The following is a 25,966-nucleotide window of genomic DNA, read 5'->3' as shown; positions in this document are numbered from 1 at the left end:
CGAATAGGCAAGTTCCCAGACATTACTCACCCGTCCGCCGCTCGTCAGCAAAGTAGCAAGCTACTTCCTGTTACCGCTCGACTTGCATGTGTTAGGCCTGCCGCCAGCGTTCAATCTGAGCCATGATCAAACTCTTCAATTAAAAGTTTTGACTCTAATGAATTCTGTTCGTATGAACACTCTTCATAAAGTCGATAAATCGTTTGTCGATATATCACTCTGAGAGTGCCCACACAGATTGCTTGATAATTTGTTAAAGAGCATCCTGAGCGTCTTCGCTTCAGGTCAGGGCTGCGTATTCTACACTTCCCTCAATCGGCGTCAAGCTTGATTTCAAACTTATTTTTCGCCGTGTGATGAGTCACCTCATCACCACCTCTACGACCTTTGCTTTCGCGCTTTGCCGTGTCAGTGGGTGCGCATTATAGGGACATCAAAAAACTCCGCAACCCCTTTTTTAAAGAAAAAAGATCGCTTGCTGATCTTTTCAGCAACAAGCGATATTTTCAGTCAAACTGGTGTTATTTCAGCCTTATTTAGCCGCCCCAACAGCCGAATTAACGCTTTTTGGGTGGTGTGCAATCAGTTTACGGATCTTTTGCTCCACCTTTGGATCGTCCCAGTCCACAAAGCTACGTACAAAAGCAACAAGTGTTCCTTCTGGGCTAAGTATAAAAGTGGCGGGGATGGTATCGAGGGGGAAGATTTCGCTGAGTTGCATATGAGGATCATAGAAGCTGTTGAAGTTCTGCATTCCCTGTTCATTGAGAAAACTACGCACCTGTTGCTGTTCAGTTTGATCAATGGAGATGGGCACCAGTACCACATTGTCATCTGCAAGCTTTTGACTCAAACGATCTAGTGCTGGTAACTCTCTTACACAAGGCGGGCACCAAGTGGCCCACATATTCACGATAACAACTTTACCTTTATATTGGCTGAGGTCGTGGCTATTACCTTGGGCATCATTAAAAGGCACTGTCTTTAAGGGGAAGCCATGTGGCAAGACGTTAATACGGTCAGCGGTTGAGCTACTAGCTGCCGTACTTGCTGTATTTGTCGCATCATCTGTTGCCTGTGCCACAAGAGGCAACAAGGCAACAGTGAGGACAGCAAATAGATGCGGCAACTTCATTATTGACGCTTCAGCAGTTCGGCCAACTTCTGCTGGTCTTCAGCAGAGATCTCTTCCGCAGCGACACTGATACGTTGTCTACGGATAAAGATAAAGGCAATCACGCCACCAAACAGTAACAGCAACAGCGGTCCTAACCACAGAATATAGGTTTTGCTATCAAGGCGAGGCTTATAAAGTACAAAGTCACCGTAGCGGCTAGTCATGAAGTTAATGATCTCTTGATCACTCTTACCTGCATCAACCATTTGATAGACTTCCATACGGAGGTCTCGTGCCACTGGTGAGTTTGAATCCACAATATCTTGGTTTTGACATTGTGGACAACGCAGTGTGCGCGCTAATTCCATAGCATGCTTTTGGTTAGCTTCGTTTTTGAATTGATAAGTATCCACTGGTGTGGCGTTAGCCAGCAAGCTAACACCAAATACCAACGCCACACTCATCAACAGCGTCATCAGACGTGATTTCATGATGCTTTACCTTCTGCTTCGGCGGCTTCTTGTTTGAGCTGTTGGACTTTCGGAAAGAACGTTTCTTGCCATACCCGCATATCAATCGGTCCCGCATAACGGAAACGGATGATACCGTTATGGTCAACCAAGAAGCTCTCTGGTGCACCATATACGCCAAGGTCTAAGCCAAGACGACCATCGTGGTCGTAGATGTTGAGCGAGTATGGGTCACCCTGACGATTCAGCTCTGCGATTGCCGGACCACGCTCGTCACGATAGTTAATGCCATAAATAGGCACGATGTTCTGACGCGAAATCTTCATCAGGTATGGGTGTTCATATTTACATGAAGGGCACCATGTGCCCCACACGTTCATGATGTACACCTGACCTTTTAGATCGTGGTTAGTAATGGTAACTGCAGCGTCTTCCAGTTTTTCCAACTTAAAGTCTGGTACTGGACGACCTTCCAACGCAGAATCAAGCTCCTTCGGGTTCAAATACAACCCTTTGAACAGAAAGAACCCGAGTACCACAAACAATACCAACGGAATAAAAAGTACCAGCTTTTTCATATTTCACTCTTTATTCAATTACGCAGACGCAAGATCTGCCTTATCAGCAGTAGCTTTGTTAGCAACAGCGTCTTTTGCTTTTACACGGTAGCGTTTATCTGATGCGGCGAACAGACCACCAATCATCATGAACACACCACCAAACCATAACCAACGTACAAACGGTTTGTAGTTCAACCGTACAGCGAACTCAGTATTACTTACTGGATCACCCATTGTCACATACAGATCGCGGAACAGCCCCCAATCGATACCTGCTTCGGTCATATCCATAGTGCGCACATTGTACTGACGGCGATCTGGTTTCAGCAACGCAATCTCTTTACCGTCTTTGGTCACACTCACTTGGCCTTGTTTGGCGGTGTAGTTAGGACCAGCAATGTTCTTAGTCTCTAAGTAGTTGAAGGTGTAACCCGCCAGCTCATGGCTGATGCCAGGCCCCATGCGGACACTTTTCTCGATAGAGTAGTTAGACACCATAGTGCCGCCCACGACGGACACTGCAATACCTAAGTGCGCAATGACCATACCGAGTTGTGAACGACCAAGACGACTCATCTTCACCTTGCCGTCGCTGCCTTTAACAATGGTCAATACCGCTTGGATAGTGGCTAAGAAAACCCACATAGCGGCGCCCATACCAAATACGACCCACAGGTTCAGTTCTCCACCAGCAATAAATGGTACGGCTACACCAAACACAGCAGAGACAATGGCAGGGATCAGCAGTTTACGTCTAATCTCACCAGCTTTGGCTTTCTTCCAACGGATGATAGGGCCAATACCCATAAAGATGAAAGCGGTAATCGCTAATGGCACAAATACAGCGTTGAAGTATGGCGGGCCAACAGAGATTTTACCCATGCCAAGTGCGTCGATAAGCAGCGGGTACAGTGTGCCCAGCAATACCGTGGCAGAGGCTACCGTCAGCAGCACGTTACAGATAAGCAGCATGGTTTCTTTTGACCACAGCTCAAAACGTGCCGGACTGCTCATATCACTGGCGCGGAAGGCGAACAAGATCAATGAACCACCAATAGCAATCCCCAACAGCAGCAGAATGAACAAGCCACGGCTTGGGTCAGCGGCAAATGAGTGTACTGAGGTCAGTACACCGGAACGTACAATAAAGGTGCCCAACAGACTCAAAGAGAAAGCAAAGATAGATAGCAATACCGTCCAGTTACGGAATGCACTACGTTTTTCAGTCACAATCAATGAGTGCAGCAGTGCAGTACCCACCAACCATGGCATGAACGATGCGTTTTCTACTGGGTCCCAGAACCACCAGCCACCCCAGCCTAGTTCGTAGTATGCCCACCATGAACCCAGCGCAATACCGCCAGTGAGGAAGATCCACGCAGCCAAGGTCCAAGGACGAGTCCAACGTGCCCACGCAGCGTCTAGGCGACCACTCATCAATGCGGCAATCGCAAACGCAAATGGCACCGAGAAGCCCACATAACCGAGGTACAACATAGGCGGATGGAAAATCAGACCTACGTCCTGCAGCATTGGGTTCAAGTCACGGCCTTCCATCGGCGCAGGAATCAAGCGTTCAAATGGGCTTGAGGTCAGCAACATGAACAGTGAGAAACCGATAGTGATAATGGCGAGAATCGCCAGTACGCGTGCGGTCATCACCTCTTCTAAGCCTTTACTGAAGAAGGCTACCGCCGCACTCCAGACAGCAACAGAGAACACCCAGAACAGCAAAGAACCTTCGTGTCCGCCCCAAACTGCAGCAATTTTAAAGAAGATTGGCAGTTCAGAGTTAGAATGGGATGCTACATAGGCAACGGAAAAGTCATCCACTGCAAAGCTATAAGCTAACGACAGTACTGACAGCGTGATAAAGAAGGTCATCCCGTAGCAAAGTGGCCACGCATAGCGCACTAAGTACTGGTCTTTTTTGGCAACACCAACTAACGGAACAATTGCGAGTAACACCGCAAAAGCTAATCCGATGATCAGTGCAAAATGTCCAAGTTCTGGGATCATGGTTATTCCTCAGGTTTAGTCTTCAGCGCTATTAAGGTAATAGGCTCCTGACGACTCGACTAAATAGCTCACACAACACTTTAATTCTTAAAGTAAAAATCTTTTATAACTAGCTTAACTTAATTGAGCTTATGCTCATTTTAGTATTTGCTATTGTTCATGTCTGCCCCTTTGAGTCAAATATGGGTCGCGGCTCTCATTATGCAAAAACCCTATGTTTAAAGGGGTTTTAGCTGGACAGAACTCATGGCTGTGACCGAGTGACCCATGGGAAGTTTCATCGGTTTATTAACTTAAATAAGGAACTGTGAACCAGTCCCCAAACATGGCGATTGGATTTATGGCGCCGAGTTATATTACTGTTCAATGAAACATCTTTAAGTAATAATTCCAGCCCATTAACAAGCGACATCCGGTCGTCCGCCCCATCACCAACCGAGTGAAGTGTGAATAATGACTACCTTTTGGATTTTCATAGCGATTGTAGTGCTGGTCAGCCTAGCACTGATTTGGATCCCTCATTTTCGGCAGAAGAAACTACTTGAAGCCGGCGAAGCTGGCGTGCGCCAACAGACCAACCTCGAACTCTTTAATGAACGCTTAGCGGCGTTAGAAAAAGACTTGGACGAAAAACTGCTCGACCAGCAGGAATTCGACGCCATGAAGAAAGAGCTCGAAATCAGTCTGCTACAAGACATAAAGCAGGGGCAAGACGAGTCACTGAGCGTTGAAGGTAAACGCAAAAGCGCACTGTGGCCAAGCTTGATGTCAGTAGCGGTTATCGTGGTTGCAGGTTTCATGTACCAACGTTTGGGCGCCTATCAAGAGGTGGAACATCCAACCGCCGCGGTTGACCCATCAAATCCACATGCCGGCATGTCACCAGAGCAGTTGATGATGTTGCGAGTGCAGATGTTGGAGCAGCAAACCCAAGCTGAGCCAGATAACAGCCAAGCATGGTACAGCCTAGGCCAAGCCTATACGCAAGCTGGTATGTTTGATAAATCCATCGCCGCATTTGATCAAGTGATTGCACTGGTCGGTGAACACGCTGAATTACTCGGTCCAAAAGCCACTGCACTTTATTACAAAGCGGGTCAGAAAATGATCCCTATCGTGCAGCAGCTCATTGACCGCGCGCTGGAGTTAGATCCACACGACCCATCAACGTTATTGTTGATTGGTATGGATGCGTTCTACACCGCGGACTACCAAAAGGCGATTGACGCGTGGCAGAAAATCCTCGAAAGCGATCGCAGCGACTTAGACCGTAGTGCCATTATCAACGCCATCGACTCAGCTAAGATGCGTTTGCAAGCAACTAATGGTGCAATGCCAAACGACTCAACTCATGCCAAGTTCAAAAAAGATGGCACAGCAGCGACAGCAACGGCTAATACCGTAACAATCAACTTATCTGTATCACCTGAGCTGGCCGATAAAGTAAGCACTAACGACATTATCTTCGTGTTTGCTCGCCCAACTGAAGGCCCAAGCGTCCCCGTCGCCGCCACGAAGATCAGCGCTAAAACGCTACCTGTGACAGTAGTGCTGGACGACAGCACTAACATGGGCGGCAACGTGAAGCTAAGCGATAGCAAAAATGTGGAAGTGATTGCGGTACTGTCTAAACACGGCAACCTCAAACCACAAGCCGGTGACTTGCAAGGTAAGCTTGCCAGCATTGATGTAGGTGCTGCCGCTGACTTAGTCCTAGATAAAGAAGTGCAGTAACACACTGCATCGACAAAAAACCGGCTTAGGCCGGTTTTTTTATGAGAGAACGGCCACGTCAGCCGTATGAGTCACTTAGGCTACGTGCCACTTAAATCGGTTATTTCTGCTTTTTCTTTGCCATAAACTCGATAGAAGCTTTGAACTCTTCATCAGTACATGAACCGCACATCGCGTTAGGTGGCATGTTGCCTTTGCCCTCTTTAACGGCTTTCAGCATCGTTGGCATACCTTTATCCATCAGCGATTTCCATGCAGCTTCATCATGGGCACGTGGCGCACCACCCACACCGCTTGCATGACAGAACATGCAAGACTTGTTGTAAACCGCCTCACCGTCAGCTGCTTGGGCACCTAGGGTAAACAGACTAGCTGCAGTTGCAGTCATCAACAGCGTTCTTTTCATCATGGGAAAATCCTAGCTAAAAATGAGTTGTTTAGCTGGCGCTGATATAGCGCAGCACGATTCCATTGCCCGCACAGGCTACAACAATTTGCCCAATAACTCATCTTTTTGTGACTCACATCTCACCTTAACTTACTCAAGTTCTAGAGGCTTTTTAAGTTAATAAAGCGCTAATGTATTATTGGCTTAATAATAAGTTCCCAAAAGTTACATTTTATTGGAAGCACATCAAATTGCTGAAACTTCGTCAGCCATATTGGTAAACCACCATGGTGCTTTATGTTAGGATAATCGCGTCTCCTAAAGTGCGTGTTTTATCGAGGGTTAAGTGACTAAACCAGACTCAGAAACATTGCTGTCGGCAAAAAACCTCACCTGTATTCGTGAAGAGCGGATCTTATTTGATGAGCTTAGTTTCGACATTGGCAGTGGTGATATTGTGCAAATCGAAGGCCCTAACGGTGCCGGGAAAACCAGTCTGTTACGCATTTTGGCAGGGCTTTCTCGTCCGTACGCTGGCGATGTGTGCTATCTCAATGACTCCATCAGCCGTAGCCGTGACGAATTTAACGAAGATTTACTCTATCTCGGCCATTTAGCAGGGGTAAAAAGTGAACTCACTGCCGAAGAAAACCTCTATTTTAATCTGCGGGTTAGCGGTTATAACGATTTTGACAAGCGTGAGATCCTCAGCAAGGTGAACCTCACCGGTTTTGAGGATGCGTTAGCAGGACATCTTTCAGCAGGGCAACATCGCCGCACGGCACTCGCGCGGCTATGGCATACCAATAGCCGGATCTGGATTCTTGACGAACCATTCACCGCTATCGACAAACGCGGTGTAGCAGAACTGGAAGCGTTATTTATACAGCATGCCGATAACGGTGGCTGCGTAATAGTGACCACTCACCAAGATATGGGCATTATTTCCGACGAGCGGTTACGCAAAATCCGTTTGGAATACCGGTTTGTATAGAGCAGGGAACGAATGAAACGAGGCATTAGTTTTACACAAGCATTCTTCACCCTGCTGATGCGGGATTTGAAAATTGCAGTGCGCCATCGCGGCGATATTTTTAACCCATTATTGTTCTTTATTATTGTGGTGACGCTGTTCCCGTTGGGGATTGGTTCAGAAGCGAAGATCCTCAGCCGCATCGCCCCTGGTGTCATTTGGGTTGCAGCGCTATTGGCATCAATGTTGTCGCTAGAGCGTCTTTTTAAAGCCGATTACAACGATGGCAGCTTAGAGCAGATGCTGCTCAGCCCGCAGCCACTGCAGTTGCTAGTACTCGCCAAAGTATTAGCGCATTGGTTATTGACGGGGTTACCACTGATTATCATCGCACCATTGCTGGCAGTGCTGCTGCATATGGAAGACAACGCCTACCCCGCGTTGATTGCGACGTTACTGCTTGGCACTCCGGTGTTGAGTTTGCTGGGTGCCATTGGTGTGGCGCTTACTGTGGGCTTAAGAAAAGGCGGCGTATTACTCAGCTTGCTGATTTTACCGCTGTATATTCCAGTACTGATTTTTGCTACTGGGGCAATTGAGTTTGCCGCTTCTAATCAACCTTATGATGGTCAGCTAGCAATTATTGCTGCCTTGCTGGTCGGTTCTTTGGTTTTGGCGCCGTTTGCTATTGGTGCCTCTTTACGTGTGAGTACTAACTAATATGTGGAAATGGTTGCATCCTTACGCCGAGCCGCAACGCGCCTATCGGCTAGCAGGGAAATTTATTCCTTGGCTTTCAGTTATCGCCATCCTAATGCTGCTGACCGGCACCATTTGGGGCATGGTATTCTCGCCTACCGATTATCAGCAAGGTGATAGCTACCGTATCATCTTTGTACACGTACCTGCGGCATCTATGTCAATGATGGCGTATGTATCGATGGCAATCGCGGCATTTATCGGTTTAGTGTGGCAGTTGAAAATGGCCGACTGGATGGCCGCTTCCATTGCACCAGTGGGTGCAGTGATCACCTTCATCGCCTTGGTGACAGGTTCTACTTGGGGCAAGCCTATGTGGGGCACTTGGTGGGTATGGGATGCACGCTTAACCTCTGAGTTAGTGCTGCTATTTCTCTACCTAGGTGTGATCTCGCTCTACGCTTCGTTCGAAGATAAGGTATTAGCGGCACGTGCGGCTGGTATTTTATCTATAGTAGGTGTAATTAATATTCCAATTATCAAGTATTCAGTTGATTGGTGGAACTCATTGCACCAGAGCTCAATCAAAATGACCGGTAAAACTGCCATGCCACCTGACATGTTAATCCCACTGGTGATCAATATTCTCGGTTTTGGCGTCATGATTGCTGCACTAAGTTTGATCCGTTTCCGCTCAGAGGTGCTGGCCCGTAACGGCATGCGTCCTTGGGTTCGTGAAATGGCGTTGGCTCAAGGAGCAAAATAATGCAGGCACAATTTCACTCAATAGCTGATTTTTTCCATATGGGAGGCTACGGCTTTTACGTATGGTTGTCCTATGGCGTGGCCTATGCGTCATTGGCGGTTTTGATTGGCGTGACTTTGACTCGCAAAAAGCGAGTTCTCAAAGAGATAGCAGCGAAAGCTAAGCGTGAAGAGCGTTTGGCGCAACACCGGAGCGCAAAAGAATGAACTCAAGACGTAAAAAAAGATTAGTGTTAGCCAGCAGCCTTGTTGTGGGCGTGGCGGTAGTGGCATCATTGCTGCTGTATGCGTTGAACTCGAACCTGAACCTGTTCTACACCCCGTCAGAGATTGTGAACGGTAAAGTAGACACTGGCATTAAGCCAAGTGTCGGCGACCGTATCCGTATCGGTGGCATGGTAACTGAAGGATCGCTAGTGCGTGATCCAAAAAGCTTGCGCGTAAGCTTTGCAGTACACGATGCAGCGGGTGGCCAAGTCACGGTAACTTATGACGACCTGTTGCCAGATCTGTTCCGTGAAGGCCAAGGCGTAGTTGCGCAAGGCGTGTTGACGGGGCCAGGCCAACTGGAAGCCACTGAAGTGCTCGCAAAACACGATGAAAACTACATGCCGCCAGAAGTGGCTGAGGCCATGGGTAAAGATCATCAAAAAATGCAGTACAGTGAAGCACAGAAAGCTGGCGGTTAATCGCCACGCCTTAGTCAAAAAAAGCCCCAGTTTGGGGCTTTTTTCGTTGCTATCGTCGCGCTAGTTGGCTTGTTCCAGCGAGGCAAAATAGCGCTGCGCCGCTTGCTTCACTTTGGGCGCCAATAATACCGCCGAGATCATGGTTGGAATCGCCATCAAGGCATAGGCACCATCAATCAGGTTCACAACGTTGTCTAAGCTAGTTGTCGCCGCAAATAGAATGGTGAACAGGTAAAAGCACTGATAAGCCGAAAGATAACGGCTACCGCACAGAAAGCGAAAACACTGACTGCCATAAAATGCTTGCGTGATGATAGTAGTAATAGCAAAAAACACCACACACAGCAGCAGGAGATAAGGGCCGACCCCCGGCATGGTTTCCTCAAATGCGAGGCTCGACAAACTGATACCATCCGCCCCGCCCTGCTGCCATACGCCAGAAATGAGAATAATCAGCGCAGTTGCGGTACACACAATCAAGGTATCAATCGCAGGGCCAAGCATCGCCACTAAACCTTCTTTCACTGGCTCAGCGGTTTTAGCACTACCGTGCGCCATCACTTCAGTACCGATCCCTGCTTCATTAGAGAATGCCGCACGCTTGACACCAACCACCAGTGTCCCCAACACACCTCCTGCAACAGACTGCATTGAAAACGCTTCAGAAACAATCTGCACTAAGTAACCGGGCACTTGCTCAATATGCGAGCCAATCACATAGATAGCACAACTGACATACACTAAAATCATGGTCGGTACCGCTTTGGTTGCCACCGCGGCAATACGGTTAATGCCGCCGAGCACCACGCTGCCCACCACCAGCATCACCACGCCACCCAGCGCTAGCTCTAACCAAAAGTGCTGCCCAGCCTGCGCGCCTACCGTTCTGTCCGGCCCAAGTATCAGCCATTCTTTGACGATGGTGACTAACTGATTGGTATTAAACAGCGGAAAGTTGCCCATCATGCCAACAACGGCGAAGAAGATAGCGAGCGGTTTCCACTTGGGGCCAAGCCCTTCGGTGATGATATACATTGGCCCACCGCGTACTTCGCCACGATCATCATGACCGCGATACATGATCGCTAAGGTACAGGTAAAAAACTTGGTTGCCATGCCGATAATGGCACTGACCCACATCCAAAAAATTGCGCCGGGGCCACCCGCAACCATCGCCAATGCCACGCCGCCAATATTGCCCATGCCAACCGTGCCCGCCATGGCGCTGGACAAGGCACCTAAGTGACTGATCTGCCCTTCCGCGTTGGGTTCATCGTATTTGCCACGCAAAATGTTGATCGCATGTTTAAGATAGCGAAACGGCGCAAAGCCAGAATAGAACAGAAAGAATAGCCCGCCACCCACTAACAGCACCAGCATGTGCGGGCCCCAAGCATAGGAAGCAAAAGCAGAGGTTGCTTCAGCAAACGTCATTTAGTTAACTCCGTGTTAAATCCTACCCTAGAGTAACAAGCACACGGAGTTATTCAATCGCTTTGCAGTTTAAGTGAATATTTATTCAGCGAATATAGGATCAGCTTGCAGCAAGGGCTGCAGTTGGTCTTGGTGTTCAACAAATCGCTGATATAAGGTGAATTGGTTGATAGCACGTTCTAAATTGTGCTCCGCATGGTGAATACGGAAATAGCGGTCACCATCTAAATAATCGGTGAGGAAGCGAACCGCCAACATCAGGGTGACAACTTTCACCCCGAGCCACAGGCTGTCACGCTCTAATGGCGTCATCACTGGCGCCAACGCTTGCAGCCAGCCTTGGCTGATCGCGGCAAAATAGTCCGGTAAGACGTCAATCTCGGCCAGTTGCGTCGCATCCTCAGCCACCGAGGCACAACAGCTACGAACCATGTCACCAAAGTCATACATCAGATAGCCGGGCATGCACGTATCGAGATCCACCACCGCCATCGGCTGGTTATCAGCATCAAATAGTAGGTTATTGATCTTAGTGTCATTGTGGCAGATCCGCAGTGGCAATTTGGCTTCCATTTCGGCAACCTCATCCAACAACGCGCGTTGGCTTTCGGCAAAAGCCAGCCACTGCAGGCAATGCTGGCGCCGCTGCTGCGGGTCGTCCTGCGCTACCTGCTGCAATCGCTGCAGACGCGCCGCCAAATGGCGAAAATCTGGAATGGTTTGCTGCAACTGCTGCGTATCCATCTGCCCCAGTGCGGCGGCAAACGTACCAAAAGCATAAGCCGTTTGCTGCGCTTGTTCGGTGGTGTGCATCTTTTCAATGCTATGGCTGTTTTCCACAAATGAAATCGCTCGCCAAAAGCCATGCTGAGCATCTTCTACCGCCAATTGTCCAGCCAACGTCAGCACGGGATAGGTCAGCAGCAATGCATAGTTATCTGTTTGCTGCTGTAAAAAATTGGCAATCACCATGGCATTTTCAACCACCGACCACGGCGAGGTAAACACTTGGGTGTTGAGCTGTTGCAGCACCATACGGCGCTGGTTACTACTCACTAACCAAGTACTATTGATGTGGCCGTTCCCCAACGGAGCCACAGTTAAATTGGCATATTCCAGCTCTGCTGCCGTCAAATAGTGCGGCAAAACATGCTGCTTGATGCCATTAACATCCATCTGCATTGATGATTTTTATCCTAATTGAGCAAGCGACTAAATTGGCTATTCGCTTGTAACGCCGCTTGGCTACCTTTGAGACTAAAGTCATAGCCACACAGCGAGAAACTGCCGCGCATCGCTACATCATTGACTATCTGCCGAGTATCTAGCGGACTAAAATTGGCTTCTACGGCACCGTTCGCCACAATATTGACCTGCATCGGCCGATAGCGACTGCCGTCATTAAACTCCATGTTGGCACAGCGTTTATCGCCGCTAGCACTGGCAAGATCCCACATGTTGCCAAGGGTCATGGTATCCCCCAGCCATTGCATGATCAGTTGATCACCTTGCAGCATCAGGCTGAAATGGTCGGGCATTTTGACAATCTCTCGCGCTGACTGAACCGCATCAGTGGCTGGCGCGACTGTTTCGGTATGAGTGGTTGGTTGTTCACTGTCGGCAGACATCCACCAACTGGTGATGCCAATGCACACCAGCACGACGATGGCCGCCACGGCGACAAATTTACGATAACGCAGCAACCACTGCCCCAACATGCGCAGATTTTGCTGCAGTTCAGCCACGCTATTGTCTTTTTGATAGGCCGAGTTTAACCGTTCAAATGCCGTTGCCTCATTGTCATCAACCATATCATCGTGGCTCACCGCTGCTGCGCCCCCAATGGTTGGCTCAACCCGCTGTGTGGTTTTTGCCACGGCAAGCGGCACTGGCCCACAGTAACCTTGCACATAACGCCGTTGGGCGCGTGCGCCCTTGGCTTGCACGTTAGGTAGCAACGCAAAACCTAGGTGCAATACTAAGGCTAGCACCAGTGCGCAATACAACACCGGTCCAGTCGACATCGTTAATGTGGCAGACAAGATAAGCAGCCAAGGCAGCAACGCCACGGACGCCATCAACGGCGGACGCCCAGCATCACGCACCCGTCGCCATGCCGTCGCCAATAAAATAGGCAGTAGCACAATGGCAACTATTGCGGCAAAACCGCCACTCGTCGTCAGCCCCCACAGCAGCAGTATCAATAGATAAACCGCCAAGCTGATCGCCACATGGCGCAGTCCTTGGTCATATCCCCGCAAGCAGATAAGTGATCTCAACAACACAATATCCTCTCTGTGACGCCCCAATTCGATAATTTACTGGCGCAAGCCTATCGAATTTGCACACAATTGTCAGCGGTACTGGCGCACTATTGCGCAGCGCTCTATAATATCGCCCCTAATTTTTAGTCCTTGGCCGAATTTAGGCCGTCACCGTAGATTGAGTAACTATGACTACCCGTGGAAATCTGTTTATTGTCTCCGCACCTAGTGGCGCTGGTAAATCATCTCTGATCGCCGCCCTACTAGCAGATAAACCCGCAGACATGCAGGTGTCGGTATCGCACACCACACGGCAACCACGTCCAGGCGAGGTTAATGGTCAGCATTATCACTTCGTCTCCGTTGCGCAATTTAAGCAGTTAATTGCTGAACAGGCCTTTTTTGAATGGGCAGAAGTGTTTGGTAACTACTACGGCACATCACGTACTGTGATTGAACAGACGTTGGCACAAGGGATTGATGTGTTCCTTGATATCGATTGGCAAGGTGCACAACAGATTAAACAGCAGATGCCAGAAGCGATTGGCGTCTTTATTCTGCCGCCATCACGTGAAGAGCTGCAACGCCGCCTCACTGGCCGCGGACAAGATAGTGACGAGGTCATTGCCGGCCGTATGGCTAAGGCAGTTTCCGAAATGTCGCACTATCATGAATATGATTTCATCATCGTAAATGATGATTTTAAACAAGCACAAACTGATCTACTCGCGATTATTCGCAGCCAACGACTGACTCAAGCTAGTCAAACAATCACCCACAGTGATATGCTTAAGGATCTATTGGCAGAGTGACAGTCATAGTGTACACTTTTGCGTCATTTTTTCATCGAACACACTGGAGTTCCAACACATGGCTCGCGTAACTGTAGAAGACGCCGTAAAACAGATCGGCAACCGTTTTGACATGATCATGGTTGCAGCGCGTCGCGCACGTCAGATCGCCGTTCAAGGTAAAGACCCGCTGGTTGAAGAAGAAAACGACAAGCCTACTGTGATTGCTCTACGTGAAATCGAACAAGGCTTAGTTAACTCTAAAACATTAGAAGCTGACGAGCGCCAAAGCGTACGTGAGCGCGAAGCTGCTGAAATTGCCGCAGTTGCCGCGATCGCTGAAGGCCACAACTCTTCTTCACTGTAAGGTTAACAATATCGGGAGTACCACCAGTTGTATCTATTTGAAGGTCTGAGAGACGCCGCTACCGCCTATCTAGCGCCGGAACAGGTTGAACTACTCAAGCAGGCCTATCAGATAGCGCGTGACGCTCATGAAGGGCAGATGCGTACGAGTGGCGAACCCTATATTACCCATCCGGTAGCAGTAGCGCATATTTTGGCTGACATGCGTCTCGACCACGAGACGCTGATGGCTGCGCTACTGCACGATACCATCGAAGATACCCACGTCACCCAAGAAGACCTCGCCAACCTGTTTGGTGAATCGGTGGCCTTGTTGGTGGAAGGTGTCTCTAAGCTTGATAAGCTCAAATTCCGCGATAAGAAGGAAGCGCAAGCCGAAAACTTTCGCAAAATGATGCTAGCAATGACGCAAGATATTCGCGTCATTCTGATCAAGCTCGCTGACCGCACCCATAATATGCGTACACTCGGCGCCTTGCGCCCCGATAAACGTCGCCGCATTGCGCGTGAAACGCTGGAAATCTACGCCCCTATCGCCAACCGTCTCGGTATTCATAACATCAAGACTGAGTTGGAAGATCTCGGGTTTCAAGCCTACTACCCGATGCGCTATCGCGTATTGAAAGAGGTAGTACGGACCGCCAGCGGTAATCGCAAAGAGCTGATCCAAGCGATTGAAAATGCCATTCGTGGCCGGTTAGAAGAAAATCACGTTGGCTGCAAAGTTAAAGGGCGTGAAAAAAACCTCTATTCCATCTACAACAAGATGCGCACTAAAGAGGTTAAATTTGAAGACGTGATGGATATTTACGCCTTTCGCGTCATCGTCGACACCGTCGATACTTGCTATCGTGTGCTCGGCATTATGCACGGCCTGTACAAACCCCGGCCGCTGCGTTTTAAAGACTATATCGCTATCCCGAAAACCAACGGTTACCAATCACTGCATACGTCGCTGATTGGTCCGCGTGGCTTACCTGTTGAAGTACAAATTCGTACCGAAGATATGGATCAGATGGCTGATAAAGGGGTGGCGGCACACTGGATGTATAAAAGTGGCGACGCGGCAAGCGGCACCACCACGTCACAAGTGCGTGCCCGTAAGTGGATGCAAAGTCTGATGGAGCTGCAACAAAGTGCATCATCATCCTTTGAATTTGTTGAGAACGTCAAAACTGAACTGTTCCCTGACGAAATCTACGTATTCACCCCAGATGGCCGCATTCTCGAATTGCCTGTTGGCGCAACACCCGTGGACTTTGCTTACGAAGTCCATACCGATGTAGGTAACACCTGCGTTGGCGCCCGCGTAAACCGTCAAGCTTATCCACTGAGTCAACCCTTGATTTCTGGTCAAACCGTCGAGATCATCACCGCCAAAGGTGCCAAACCTAACGCGGCTTGGCTCAACTTTGTGGTAACGGGTAAAGCTCGCGCTAAAATCCGCCAAGTGCTCAAATTCCTCAAGCAGGATGAAGCCATTGCGCTGGGTAAACGGTTACTCAACCACGCCTTGGGTGATGCGAAACTGGAAAACTTTACCGAAGAACAGATTGCCAAAGTCGTTAAAGATACCAAACACAGTAATTTCAATGAGCTGCTGACCGATATTGGTCTGGGTAACGCCATGGGCTTGTTGATTGCACAGCGATTGAAAGGCGAAAGCGTCGATCCAAATAGGGGCGGTGATGACGATGGCAAACTCATGCCAATCCGTGGCGCCGAAGGTATGTTGGTCACCTTTGGTAACTGCTGTCGCCCTATTCCAGGCGATGCGGTGGTGGCTTATGTCAGCCCAGGTAAAGGTCTTGTGGTGCATATGGAAAACTGCGCCAACATTCGCGGTTACCAATCTGAGCCGGATAAATATATTCCAGTACAGTGGGATGCAGTAGAAGGTGCTGAGTACCAAGCGAACTTGCGTATCGAGATCGTTAACCACCAAGGTGCATTGGCGAAAATCACCAGCATTATTGCGGCGGAAGGCTCCAATATCTCCAACATCAGCACAGAAGAGCGCGATGGCAGAGTGTATTTGATCCACCTGCGTATCACTGTGCGCGATCGGGTACATTTGGCTAACGTGATGCGCCGTATTCGGGTACTACCTGAAGTGCTGCGTACTTCTCGTAACCGCTAAACATAAGGAAATCGGCGTTATGGCAACAAAAAAGATTATTGCAACTGACCAAGCTCCAGCCGCTATCGGTACATACTCGCAAGCGGTACAAGTAGATTCTACCTTGTACTTATCTGGTCAGATCCCCTTGGTACCCGCCACGATGGAAGTGGCAGGTGAAGACTTTGAAACCCAAGTGGTACAAGTATTTGAAAACCTGAAAGCGGTATGTGAAGCCGCTGGTGGCAGTTTGGCTGATATCGTCAAACTCAATATCTACATGATTGATTTGGCCAACTTTGCCAAAGTAAATGAAGTGATGAGCCGCTATTTCAGCGCACCGTACCCTGCTCGTGCTGCCATTGGTGTTAAGCAACTGCCAAAAGATGTGCAAGTAGAAATGGATGCCATTGCCGCGCTGTAATTCACAGTTAAGTATCGACTAAAGAGCGCTAAGGCGCTCTTTTTTATTGGTATTTCCCTCTCTTTTACCCTTTCCTCGCCTTATCGCATATTCCACTAATTTCCTAGGCTGCGGCACTGTAAATAGTTTGCAGCACTATCAGGGGCACTCCATACTTATTGGAGACTTTTTGTCGATTAAAAACAGAAAGTTCTCGGCCTGCTGGGTGATTTTGGGGGACCACGGCAGTGACTCGATAGCACTCATGATAACTAGACTATAAGGGGAACCCCGATGACAACGAGCTACCGCAGTCCGGTTGATATGTTGAATCAATGGGCCACCACACAGGGTGACGAGATCTACCTGCGACAACCCATTAAAGGGCACTATCAAGATTACACTTGGCGGCAAGTGCAGCAAGCGGTGCAGCAGATCGCTGGTGCATTGCGCCATTTGGGGTTTGAACCCGGCGATAAAATCGGCCTGCTATCAAAAAACTGCGCCGAATGGTTTATTACTGATTTAGCGCTGATGTATGGCGGCTATATCAGCGTACCCATCTACCCAACGGCCAATACCGATACTATCCGCTATGTGTTGGAGCACAGCGGCTGTAAGGCGATCTTTGTCGGTAAGTTGGACCACTGGCCGGATCAAGAACCCGGTGTCGGTGGCGATATTCTGCGGCTGGCCCTGCCCTATGACACCATGCCAGCTCAATACCAATGGCTACAGTTGCTCAATCTTGGCAAACCGTTAGTCGACCCACTGCCACCGATGGAAGATCAAATTATGACGTTGATCTACACCTCTGGCTCCACGGGTAAACCTAAAGGCGCGGTACAAACCTTTGGGGCTTACAGCTGGACATGTAATGCCGTGGTACGGGATCTCAAAGCCGATGGCAATGACCGACTTATTTCCTATCTGCCATTAGCGCATATCACTGAACGAGTCGCGATTGAAGGCTCTTCATTTTACGCTGGATGTTCCGTGGCGTTTGTCGAGAGCTTAGAGACCTTCGTGGCGGATGTGCAACGCATGCGACCGACGGTATTTTTCTCGGTACCGCGGCTGTGGACGCTATTCCAGAAAAATATCATCGACAAGGTGGGTAGCTACAAGAAGCTGCAAACGTTACTGCGCATCCCACTGCTCGGCTGGTTGGTAAAACGCAAAATCCATAAAGGTTTAGGCTTGGATAAAGCCCGCTTGCTCGGTTCAGGCTCCGCCCCCATCCCGCCCTCACTGGTACATTGGTATCACAGCATTGGTTTGGATATTTGCGAAGCGTGGGGCATGACCGAAAACTGTGCCTACTCGATTATCAACCATCCATTCAATGCCGCCAAAATTGGCACAGTGGGTAAGCCGATTGTTGGCTGCCACATTAAGCAATCACCTGAAGGCGAGTTGTTGATCAAAAGCCCAAGCTTAATGCAGGAGTACTACCATGCGCCGGAAGCGACCGCCGCCGCTTTTGATGATGAGGGCTATTTTAAAACTGGTGACTTATGCAGTGTTGATGACGAAGGTTATGTCAGCATCACCGGCCGTGTGAAAGACAACTTTAAAACGGCCAAAGGCAAGTACGTAGCGCCAGTGCCGATTGAACGCAGATTGGCGCAAGATCCGCACGCCGAGCTGATTTGTGTGGTGGGCACAGGGTTACCGCACCCAATCGCCTTGGTGCAATTATCTGAGGGAGCCGCACTGCAAGCGCGTGAAGAGGTACGCCTGTCGCTCAAGGAAACGCTGGATAGTGTCAATCCGCACCTTGAGTCGCATGCCACCATCGACGCCATTTTGGTGGTGACTGAGCCTTGGACCATTGAAAACGATGCGCTAACACCCACACTTAAGATTAAACGGCACGTCCTAGAAAAAGCCTATATCGATCGTCTGGAAGGCCTGCGCGGTAATCGTGTAGTCTGGGAAGATGAGCTCTAGGGGCTGTTTATCTTTAGTGTTTCATTTTTGTTCAAATTAAACGCGTTATGAACAAGGCGCAGCCAGTTTGCTTAGTCAACTAAGCAAACTGGAGGCAACAAAGTTCAGGAGGCGTTTAAATGAACCCTTCGGGCAGTGACAGCCCCTAACAACCGCTAACTTATGCCTGAATAAAAAGATCCCAACAGTGTTGGGATCTTTTTGACAGTATATGTCACAATAGCCGACCTCAGATGCCCTAACATGTTGTTTACAGAACGACATTGACGGCCTAATCAAGCCTAAATTGACTTGTGGAAGACGTTATGACCTTTATTGTTCTCGCCATTATTGGTGGTTTTGTGATTCTTACCGCTGGAGCGGAAGCCTTGGTACGCGGCGCGAGTGCCATTGCCTTGCGTTTAGGGATTACACCATTAGTGATCGGTTTAACCATTGTTGCCTTCGGTACCAGTGCGCCTGAATTAGCTGTAAGCGTGAAATCAGCGCTGTCCGGTAACTCTGGTATTGCGCTGGGCAATGTTATCGGCTCCAACATTGCCAATATCGGCCTGATCTTAGCGTTAACCGCCATCATTCGCCCAATCGGCGTGCAATCACAAACAGTGAAACGCGATATTCCGATTATGATTGGCGCGTCAGTCGTGCTGTTGCTACTGCTACTCGACGGCCAACTGGGCTGGATTGATGGTGCGGTGCTGTTCGCACTGTTGCTGGCATTTTTGTGGCACAGCTACCGTATCTCTAGTGATGAAGATGCTGAAGAGATCGAAGCTGGCCCACGCAATCCTTGGTTATCAACGCTGTTGATCTTAGTCGGCATTGGTTGCTTAATCGGCGGCGGCATTTTATTTGTTGATGGTGCGGTAGATTTAGCCCGTATGTTTGGCATCAGCGAAGCAGTTATCGGCTTGACCATTATCGCCATCGGCACCAGTATGCCGGAGCTAGTGACCTCTGTGGTGGCAGCACTCAAAGGCCAAAGCGATATTGCCATCGGTAACGTTGTAGGCTCTAACATCTTCAATATTTTATGCATATTAGGAGTCACTGCCCTAGTGCATCCGATCTCCTCTGCTGGCTTCAGTTTGCTGGATTTCGGCGTCATGTTGGTGCTATCAATTTTGATACTGCCATTTGCTATGAGCAATATGCGTATTGGCCGCAAAGAAGGTTTTGCCTTGCTAGCTGGATATTTGGGGTATATGGCGTATCTGGTCACTCACGCAGCAGCATAAGTGCATTTTTAGCTAATGCTTTGACAGTGGTTGAAAAACACGCCATTGTCAAAGCTGTCGGGTTTGATACTATATGTATAAATCCACAGTAATTCGGTAATCAAACCTTGCAACGGCTGGATCAATTTCCCATTAACCAACTGAAAGGGGTCGCTGCCAAAATGGCAGAGAAACTCAACAAGTTGGCGATCCACACAGTACAGGATCTGCTGTTCCATTTGCCGCTGCGCTACGAAGACCGTACCCGCATCTATCCAATTGCCGAACTGCAACTCGGTAACTACGGCACCATCGAAGCAGAAATCCAATCCACGCAAATCGTTAACGGCCGACGCCGCATGTTGGTATGCAATGTGCGCGATGATACTGGCGCGCTATCGCTGCGGTTTTTCAACTTCTCTGCCGCGCAGCGTAACAGCATGCAAAATGGCTCGCGCATTCGCGCCTACGGTGAAATCCGCCGTGGTAATCAACACGCAGAGATTATTCATCCAGAGTACAAGATTCTCAACGCCGACGAGTCAGCCAAACTGAGCGATTCGCTCACGCCGGTGTACCCCACTACGGAAGGCTTACGCCAAGCCAGTTGGATGAAGCTTACTGAGCAAGCGCTTGCCTTGTTACAAGAAGGGGCACTGACTGAGCTACTGCCGGAAAGTCTACGGCCCAATCACCTAAGCCTAGCGCAGGCGATTCGCATCATGCATCGCCCACCGGTGAGCGTAGATCAGTTTCAGCTATTACAGGGCACTCATCCAGCGCAGCAGCGTTTAGTGCAAGAGGAGCTGCTGGCACACAATCTCAGTATGCTCAAACTCCGTCAGCGTAGTGAACGCGATAAGGCCGTCAGCCTCAAAAGCACGCAACAACTGCTGACGCCCTTTCTCGCTTCGCTGCCGTTTGCTCCGACAGGTGCACAGCAACGCGTTGTTGCGGACATCACCCAAGATATCAGTCAGCCCCATCCGATGATGCGGCTAGTGCAAGGTGATGTGGGCTCAGGCAAAACTTTAGTGGCAGCGATGGCTGCACTGCAAGCGATTGAAAACGGCTATCAAGTCGCGATGATGGCGCCAACAGAGCTGTTAGCCGAGCAACATGCACTGAACTTTAGTCACTGGTTCACCCCGTTGGGGCTTAAAGTAGGCTGGCTGGCTGGCAAACTCAAAGGCAAAGCGCGCGAACAACAGTTGGCGGATATCCGTGACGGACATGCGCAGATGGTAATAGGTACCCATGCCATCTTCCAAGAGCAGGTGCAGTTTCAGCGCTTGGCGCTGATCATCATTGATGAGCAGCACCGTTTTGGTGTGCATCAACGTTTGGGTCTGCGCGAAAAAGGCATTCAACAGGGTTTCTATCCGCATCAACTGATCATGACTGCGACACCGATTCCTCGCACGTTGGCGATGACGGCATACGCCGATTTAGATACCTCGATTATTGATGAGCTCCCCCCCGGGCGCACCCCAGTCACTACCGTTGCAATTGCCAACTCACGCCGACAGGATATTATCGATAGAGTCAGACACGCCGCGCTAAACGATGGCCGTCAAGCCTATTGGGTATGTACCCTGATTGATGAATCCGAAGTCCTGCAATGCCAAGCGGCGGAAGATACTTTTCAAGAGTTACAACAAGCACTGCCGCAGCTAAACATCGGCTTAGTGCATGGCCGCATGAAAAGCGCCGATAAACAAGCGGTGATGGATAGCTTTAAAAAAGGTGAGCTAAATCTGTTAGTTGCCACCACAGTGATTGAAGTCGGTGTAGACGTGCCCAATGCCAGTTTGATGATTATTGAAAACCCTGAGCGCTTAGGCTTGGCACAATTGCACCAATTACGCGGTCGGGTGGGGCGCGGTGCCATTGCTAGCCATTGCGTCCTGCTGTATCAACCGCCGCTATCGAAAACCGCCACCAAACGCCTCGGAGTGTTGCGTGAAAGCAACGATGGCTTTGTTATCGCGCAGCAAGATCTCGAGATCCGTGGTCCAGGTGAAGTACTCGGTACAAGGCAGACAGGTCTGGCAGATATGCGGGTAGCAGATTTAGTACGGGATCAGGCGCTGATCCCTCATATTCAAAAATTAGCGGTACATGTGATGTCGCAAGCGCCTGAAAATGTTGATGCTATTATTGAGCGCTGGCTCGGAGATCGACAACAATATGTACAAGCCTGATCGTTCATGGTTCAGTAATGGTTAAATATTCTGCAACCATAATCGTTGTTTGCAACTCGCAAAAATTAAATAAACTCAGTGCCACCCAGCGCCAATGCTGGACATCATAGGCAATATTTGCAGAATGGGGCTTCGTGTCGATACAGGCCACCGATAACGCGTTAAGGATATGTCATGCAAGTCAATGAAGAAGACAGAATCGCACCACAGGAAAAGCGCAGCGGAACCGCCAATGCGATTTGGGCCCTCGTCGTCGTCATTTTGATTGGCGCTGGTGCCGGTTACTATTTCTGGAGCACCGAAGAAACCGATGAGGAGCCAGCTGCGCGTACTGAAGTCGCACTTCCTGCACCTGCACCAGAGCAACCGCTAGTGACCGAAGCGGATGTACCAGAGCCCGAAGCCACGCCTGAGCCTACCGCGCAAGCACCAGAGCAGCCAGCAGTGGAACAACCGAAAGTAGAGCCGCTACCGGAATTGAATAACAGTGATACATTTGTGCACGACAAAGTGGTCGCCATGGCCAACGGCATGGCGATTGATAGCCTGCTGAATAACAGCGATATGGTGCGTCAGTTTGTGGTATTCGTCGACAATATCGCGCAAGGTCAGTTAGCGCGTAAAACCAGCCCGCTCAAAGAGCCGGCCCAAAGTTTTACCGTTACTGATATCACCAACAAAACCTATCTCAACCCAGATAGCTACCACCGTTACGATATGTATGCGGACTTTTTATCTGGCTTGAATGATGAGCAGTTAGTGGCAACTTACCAACGTATGAAGCCGCTGTTAGAGCAAGCTTTCGCCGAGCTTGGCTATCCAGACACTAACTTCAATACACGCTTACAACAAGCGTTTAAAGAGATTTTGGCCGCACCTGTGATTGACCAACCGATTGAACTGTATTCCATCAGCGTTAACTATCGCTTTGTTGATCCGAAACTGGAAACCCTACCAAACGCGCAAAAATTGATGGTCCGTATGGGCCCAGATAACACCCGTAAAGTGAAGCGCGTCATTCGTCGCCTATCTGAGCAATTAAGCAAATAATAATTTGAGCTAACGCACAACACTGCGCATTTTGTTAACACTTACATTCGGCGTTAACAAAATGCCTTCATTCCCCGCCCATAAGCAGTGTAGAATACCCCGCAATAAGCCCAACGCCACGAACAGACATCAGGATTTGATGTTGTAACATCCTCAAGGAACGGTTTTAAAAAAGAGGTAGCAGTGCCACTAGCATTTAATATTTTATCTTGGGGTGCTTGGTCGCCAGCCTACCAAGATTCTACTGCTTGGACTCAGTGGCACAAAGCCACCACCACTGACGCGCTCGATGAGCGGGCGCCAGCGCTTAGCCAAGTGCCTAGTATGCAACGCCGCCGCTTTAGTCGTTTGACCAAAATGATGCTGCACGCAGCGTTAACTGCTGCACCCGATAGCCACTACCGTACTATTTTTGCTTCCCGTCATGGCGAGTTAAACCGCACCATCGTGCTGCTAGAAAATGTGTTGGCGCAGCAACCACTATCGCCAACAGGTTTTAGTCAATCCGTACACAATACCGCGAGTGGTTTATATGGCATTGTGGCCAAGAATACCCAACCATCGACCTCTATTGCCGCTGGTAGCGAGACACTGGCACAAGCGATGTATGAAGCCTATGCCCAACTGCAAGTCAGTGAGCAGCCACTATTGTTGGTCTATGGTGATGACCCTGTTCCGCCGATTTACGACCAATATACCGACGAGTTAGAGTATCCATTAGCGCTAGCATTCCTGCTAAGCCGTCGCGACACAGCGATATCGGCTCCCGTAGCGCAACTCACTATCGTCCCCCAAGCGGCTGCCACCGATAATCCACTTTGCTATGGTCAACTGTTGCAGGCATTAGCCTCTGGCAATGATCTTCATGGCGAAATTGCTCATCAACAATGGCTGTTGGAGCATGGCAGATGAACACCGCGCACGGCTTTGGCTACCTGCTACGTTGGTTAGCAGGCGTGAGTTGTTATATCGTTTTTGGTGTCGGCGGTCTGCTAAGTTCACTGACCATTTTGCCAGTACTACGTTACTGGCCAGGCAACACCAATACCCGTATCAAGCGGGTACAGAAAGCGGTGCATGTTATGTTTCGCGGTATGGTTAAGATGCTCACTGCCGCCGGAGTAGTTAAAGTCGATGCTGGTTGTATACAACAACTACGTCAAGCCGAAGGTATGGTGGTGGTTGCCAATCACCCTACGCTCATTGATGTCGTAGTGCTGATAAGTTTAATGCCTAATGCTGGCTGTATTGTTAAGCAAGGGCTGTGGCGCAACCCCTTTTTGCGTGGCGTTGTGTCTGCGGCGGGGTATATTCCCAACCGAGAGGCGGATCTGCTATTGGCTGATTGCCAAGAAGTGCTACAACGCGGCACCAATTTAATTATTTTTCCTGAAGGAACACGTACCATAAAAGGTAACGTGATCAACGAATTTGCCCGAGGTGCGGCTAATATTGCCATTCGTACTTCGGCCAACGTGCTACCGGTATTACTCAAGGTGCGACATGCTGGTCTAACTAAGCAAGACCCTTGGTATCTGATTCCTCGTCAAGCGATTGAGATACAGGTACAAACTGGCGAGCAGATTAATGCCAATCCTAGCGGTGATATAGCCACCCACGCCAAACAGGCGCGGTTATTGACTCGGGATTTGGAGTGTTATTACCGACAACAACTAAATGAATATTATGAGCTTACATGACGAACTGAAGCAACTGATCATCGACAGCCTCGATCTTGAGGATGTCGCTGTAGCCGATATTGACACCGACGCGCCCTTGTTTGGGGAAGGATTGGGATTAGATTCCATCGACGCACTGGAGTTAGGCCTTGCCATTAAAAAACGTTTTGATGTCAAACTCGAAGCCAATTCCGAAGCAACTCGCGAACATTTTTATAGTGTGGCTACTTTGGCCAAGTTTATTGAATCGCAACAGGTGTAAGAGAGAGCAACATGCAAGACCGTGAACAAATTATGCAGATGTTAAGCCGTATTCTGCAGGATGAATTTGAAGTGCCAGCGGAGAACATTACACCTGAAGCCTCGCTCTACGAAGATCTGGATCTTGATAGCATCGACGCCGTGGATCTTGTGATAAAACTGCAACAGCTAACAGGCAAAAAAATTCAACCAGAATCATTTAAATCGGTGCGCACCGTAGCTGATGTGGTTGATGCTATCGAGCAGTTGGTTAACGTTTAATGGCAGCCGCGCTGCAGCTACTCACCGTGTTACTGTTACTTGCTTATCCAATGGCGGTGTATTTGGGCTTGCAGTATCTCCCCGGCAATGTGGTGGCCTTGGCGCTGGCTGCATTGCTGTTGTTACGCTTAGCGCTACAACGGCAGCAAGTGAAAGCACTGCTGGTGCCGATTATCTTAGGTTTGCTGCTGACGCTGGGAAGTGCCATCGCCAAGCAGCAACATTGGCTGCTGCTTTATCCGCTAGTGATCAATTGCACCATGCTATTGTTGTTTGGTAGCTCATTACTCAAACCGCCCTGTATGGTGGAGCGGCTGGCACGAATTACAGCGCCAGATCTCCCTGATGCGGCGCGTCCTTATTTACGTAAAGTGACTGGGCTGTGGTGCGGAGTATTTGTGATAAATGGCGCAGCAGCCGCATACACCGCGTTGTACAGCAGCTTGCAAGCATGGACACTTTATAACGGCTTTATCGCCTATCTGTTGATAGGTTCCCTCGCGGGTGGCGAATGGTTATATCGCCATTTTTGGCTAAAAAGATCGTGAGA

Annotated in this window: 27 protein-coding genes and 1 rRNA gene; 19 read left to right on the top strand and 9 right to left on the bottom strand. The window is 49.3% G+C overall.

Annotated elements, in window-relative coordinates; all coding sequences use genetic code 11:
- The 5 genes from ACN0TT_RS09395 to ACN0TT_RS09375 form a co-directional block, all read right to left on the bottom strand.
- Positions 1-142 (bottom strand): 16S ribosomal RNA (locus ACN0TT_RS09395); the annotation flags it as partial.
- 390 nt (positions 143-532) lie between these two features.
- Positions 533-1,135 carry a TlpA disulfide reductase family protein gene (locus tag ACN0TT_RS09390; RefSeq protein ID WP_417761888.1) on the bottom strand — a complete coding sequence of 201 codons (603 nt, stop codon included), beginning with the start codon at positions 1,133-1,135 and terminating at the stop codon, positions 533-535.
- On the bottom strand, positions 1,135-1,593 hold the full coding sequence (gene nrfF, locus ACN0TT_RS09385; RefSeq protein ID WP_417761892.1) for a heme lyase NrfEFG subunit NrfF: 459 nt from the start codon (positions 1,591-1,593) through the stop codon (positions 1,135-1,137). The genes ACN0TT_RS09390 and nrfF overlap by 1 nt, the downstream gene beginning before the upstream one ends.
- An 11-nt stretch (positions 1,594-1,604) precedes the next feature.
- Complete coding sequence (locus tag ACN0TT_RS09380; protein ID WP_417761887.1) at positions 1,605-2,165, bottom strand: DsbE family thiol:disulfide interchange protein; 561 nt, start codon at positions 2,163-2,165, stop codon at positions 1,605-1,607.
- Positions 2,166-2,183: 18 nt separating this feature from the next.
- Positions 2,184-4,166, bottom strand: a complete 1,983-nt coding sequence (locus ACN0TT_RS09375) for a heme lyase CcmF/NrfE family subunit (protein ID WP_417761886.1) — start codon at positions 4,164-4,166, stop codon at positions 2,184-2,186.
- Positions 4,167-4,619: 453 nt separating this feature from the next.
- Here ACN0TT_RS09375 and ccmI point away from each other — a divergent pair, with 453 nt between their 5' ends.
- Complete coding sequence (gene ccmI / locus ACN0TT_RS09370) at positions 4,620-5,900, top strand: c-type cytochrome biogenesis protein CcmI (protein ID WP_417761885.1); 1,281 nt, start codon at positions 4,620-4,622, stop codon at positions 5,898-5,900.
- Positions 5,901-6,000: 100 nt separating this feature from the next.
- Here the strand turns inward: ccmI and ACN0TT_RS09365 are convergent, their stop codons facing one another.
- Positions 6,001-6,309, bottom strand: a complete 309-nt coding sequence (locus ACN0TT_RS09365; RefSeq protein ID WP_417761884.1) for a c-type cytochrome — start codon at positions 6,307-6,309, stop codon at positions 6,001-6,003.
- Positions 6,310-6,634: 325 nt separating this feature from the next.
- Here ACN0TT_RS09365 and ccmA point away from each other — a divergent pair, with 325 nt between their 5' ends.
- The 5 genes from ccmA to ccmE are packed head-to-tail and all read left to right on the top strand — an operon-like array spanning position 6,635 to position 9,414.
- Positions 6,635-7,282: a cytochrome c biogenesis heme-transporting ATPase CcmA gene (gene ccmA, locus ACN0TT_RS09360; protein ID WP_417761883.1), complete on the top strand. Its 648-nt coding sequence runs from the start codon at positions 6,635-6,637 to the stop codon at positions 7,280-7,282.
- 12 nt (positions 7,283-7,294) lie between these two features.
- The gene (ccmB, locus tag ACN0TT_RS09355; protein WP_238897182.1) at positions 7,295-7,981 is read left to right on the top strand and encodes a heme exporter protein CcmB; all 687 of its coding nucleotides are present in this window, start codon (positions 7,295-7,297) and stop codon (positions 7,979-7,981) included.
- Between the two features lies 1 nt (position 7,982).
- Complete coding sequence (locus ACN0TT_RS09350) at positions 7,983-8,726, top strand: heme ABC transporter permease (protein ID WP_417761882.1); 744 nt, start codon at positions 7,983-7,985, stop codon at positions 8,724-8,726.
- Positions 8,726-8,932, top strand: a complete 207-nt coding sequence (gene ccmD / locus ACN0TT_RS09345) for a heme exporter protein CcmD (protein WP_417761881.1) — start codon at positions 8,726-8,728, stop codon at positions 8,930-8,932. Before ACN0TT_RS09350 ends, ccmD begins: the two co-directional genes overlap by 1 nt.
- The gene (gene ccmE / locus ACN0TT_RS09340; protein ID WP_417761880.1) at positions 8,929-9,414 is read left to right on the top strand and encodes a cytochrome c maturation protein CcmE; all 486 of its coding nucleotides are present in this window, start codon (positions 8,929-8,931) and stop codon (positions 9,412-9,414) included. Before ccmD ends, ccmE begins: the two co-directional genes overlap by 4 nt.
- 60 nt (positions 9,415-9,474) lie before the next feature.
- On the opposite strand, the gene ACN0TT_RS09335 is transcribed toward ccmE, so the two are convergent.
- From ACN0TT_RS09335 to ACN0TT_RS09325, 3 genes are all read right to left on the bottom strand, one after another.
- Positions 9,475-10,848: an alanine/glycine:cation symporter family protein gene (locus ACN0TT_RS09335; protein WP_417761879.1), complete on the bottom strand. Its 1,374-nt coding sequence runs from the start codon at positions 10,846-10,848 to the stop codon at positions 9,475-9,477.
- 81 nt (positions 10,849-10,929) lie between these two features.
- On the bottom strand, positions 10,930-12,030 hold the full coding sequence (locus ACN0TT_RS09330; protein ID WP_417761878.1) for a phosphotransferase enzyme family protein: 1,101 nt from the start codon (positions 12,028-12,030) through the stop codon (positions 10,930-10,932).
- 14 nt (positions 12,031-12,044) lie between these two features.
- Positions 12,045-13,130, bottom strand: a complete 1,086-nt coding sequence (locus ACN0TT_RS09325) for a hypothetical protein (RefSeq protein WP_417761877.1) — start codon at positions 13,128-13,130, stop codon at positions 12,045-12,047.
- 170 nt (positions 13,131-13,300) lie between these two features.
- Between ACN0TT_RS09325 and gmk the strand changes: the two genes are divergently transcribed.
- From gmk to ACN0TT_RS09260, 13 genes are all read left to right on the top strand, one after another.
- Positions 13,301-13,924: a guanylate kinase gene (gene gmk / locus ACN0TT_RS09320; RefSeq protein ID WP_417761876.1), complete on the top strand. Its 624-nt coding sequence runs from the start codon at positions 13,301-13,303 to the stop codon at positions 13,922-13,924.
- A gap of 58 nt (positions 13,925-13,982) precedes the next feature.
- The gene (gene rpoZ / locus ACN0TT_RS09315) at positions 13,983-14,270 is read left to right on the top strand and encodes a DNA-directed RNA polymerase subunit omega (protein ID WP_417761875.1); all 288 of its coding nucleotides are present in this window, start codon (positions 13,983-13,985) and stop codon (positions 14,268-14,270) included.
- Positions 14,271-14,297: 27 nt separating this feature from the next.
- A complete protein-coding gene (spoT, locus tag ACN0TT_RS09310; RefSeq protein ID WP_417761874.1) occupies positions 14,298-16,409 on the top strand; it encodes a bifunctional GTP diphosphokinase/guanosine-3',5'-bis pyrophosphate 3'-pyrophosphohydrolase in 2,112 nt (703 codons plus the stop codon).
- A gap of 19 nt (positions 16,410-16,428) precedes the next feature.
- Positions 16,429-16,812, top strand: a complete 384-nt coding sequence (locus ACN0TT_RS09305; protein WP_417761873.1) for a RidA family protein — start codon at positions 16,429-16,431, stop codon at positions 16,810-16,812.
- A gap of 273 nt (positions 16,813-17,085) precedes the next feature.
- The gene (locus tag ACN0TT_RS09300) at positions 17,086-18,744 is read left to right on the top strand and encodes an AMP-binding protein (RefSeq protein WP_417761872.1); all 1,659 of its coding nucleotides are present in this window, start codon (positions 17,086-17,088) and stop codon (positions 18,742-18,744) included.
- Between the two features lie 305 nt (positions 18,745-19,049).
- Complete coding sequence (locus ACN0TT_RS09295) at positions 19,050-19,982, top strand: calcium/sodium antiporter (RefSeq protein WP_417761871.1); 933 nt, start codon at positions 19,050-19,052, stop codon at positions 19,980-19,982.
- A gap of 107 nt (positions 19,983-20,089) precedes the next feature.
- On the top strand, positions 20,090-22,165 hold the full coding sequence (gene recG, locus ACN0TT_RS09290) for an ATP-dependent DNA helicase RecG (RefSeq protein ID WP_417761870.1): 2,076 nt from the start codon (positions 20,090-20,092) through the stop codon (positions 22,163-22,165).
- A gap of 174 nt (positions 22,166-22,339) precedes the next feature.
- A complete protein-coding gene (locus tag ACN0TT_RS09285; RefSeq protein WP_417761869.1) occupies positions 22,340-23,215 on the top strand; it encodes a DUF3014 domain-containing protein in 876 nt (291 codons plus the stop codon).
- A 183-nt stretch (positions 23,216-23,398) separates the two neighbouring features.
- A complete protein-coding gene (locus ACN0TT_RS09280; protein ID WP_417761868.1) occupies positions 23,399-24,127 on the top strand; it encodes a beta-ketoacyl synthase chain length factor in 729 nt (242 codons plus the stop codon).
- Positions 24,124-24,915 (top strand): lysophospholipid acyltransferase family protein, encoded by a 792-nt coding sequence (locus tag ACN0TT_RS09275; protein ID WP_417761867.1) that lies wholly within the window; start codon positions 24,124-24,126, stop codon positions 24,913-24,915. Before ACN0TT_RS09280 ends, ACN0TT_RS09275 begins: the two co-directional genes overlap by 4 nt.
- The gene (locus ACN0TT_RS09270; RefSeq protein ID WP_417761866.1) at positions 24,902-25,156 is read left to right on the top strand and encodes a phosphopantetheine-binding protein; all 255 of its coding nucleotides are present in this window, start codon (positions 24,902-24,904) and stop codon (positions 25,154-25,156) included. The genes ACN0TT_RS09275 and ACN0TT_RS09270 overlap by 14 nt, the downstream gene beginning before the upstream one ends.
- An 11-nt stretch (positions 25,157-25,167) precedes the next feature.
- Positions 25,168-25,416 (top strand): acyl carrier protein, encoded by a 249-nt coding sequence (locus ACN0TT_RS09265; protein ID WP_417761865.1) that lies wholly within the window; start codon positions 25,168-25,170, stop codon positions 25,414-25,416.
- Complete coding sequence (locus ACN0TT_RS09260) at positions 25,416-25,964, top strand: hypothetical protein (protein ID WP_417761864.1); 549 nt, start codon at positions 25,416-25,418, stop codon at positions 25,962-25,964. The genes ACN0TT_RS09265 and ACN0TT_RS09260 overlap by 1 nt, the downstream gene beginning before the upstream one ends.
- Positions 25,965-25,966: the final 2 nt, after the last annotated feature.

The sequence above is a fragment of the Shewanella sp. genome (assembly GCF_048265805.1).
Taxonomy (GTDB): Bacteria; Pseudomonadota; Gammaproteobacteria; order Enterobacterales; family Shewanellaceae; genus Shewanella.
This window is presented reverse-complemented; position numbering and strand designations above follow the sequence as displayed.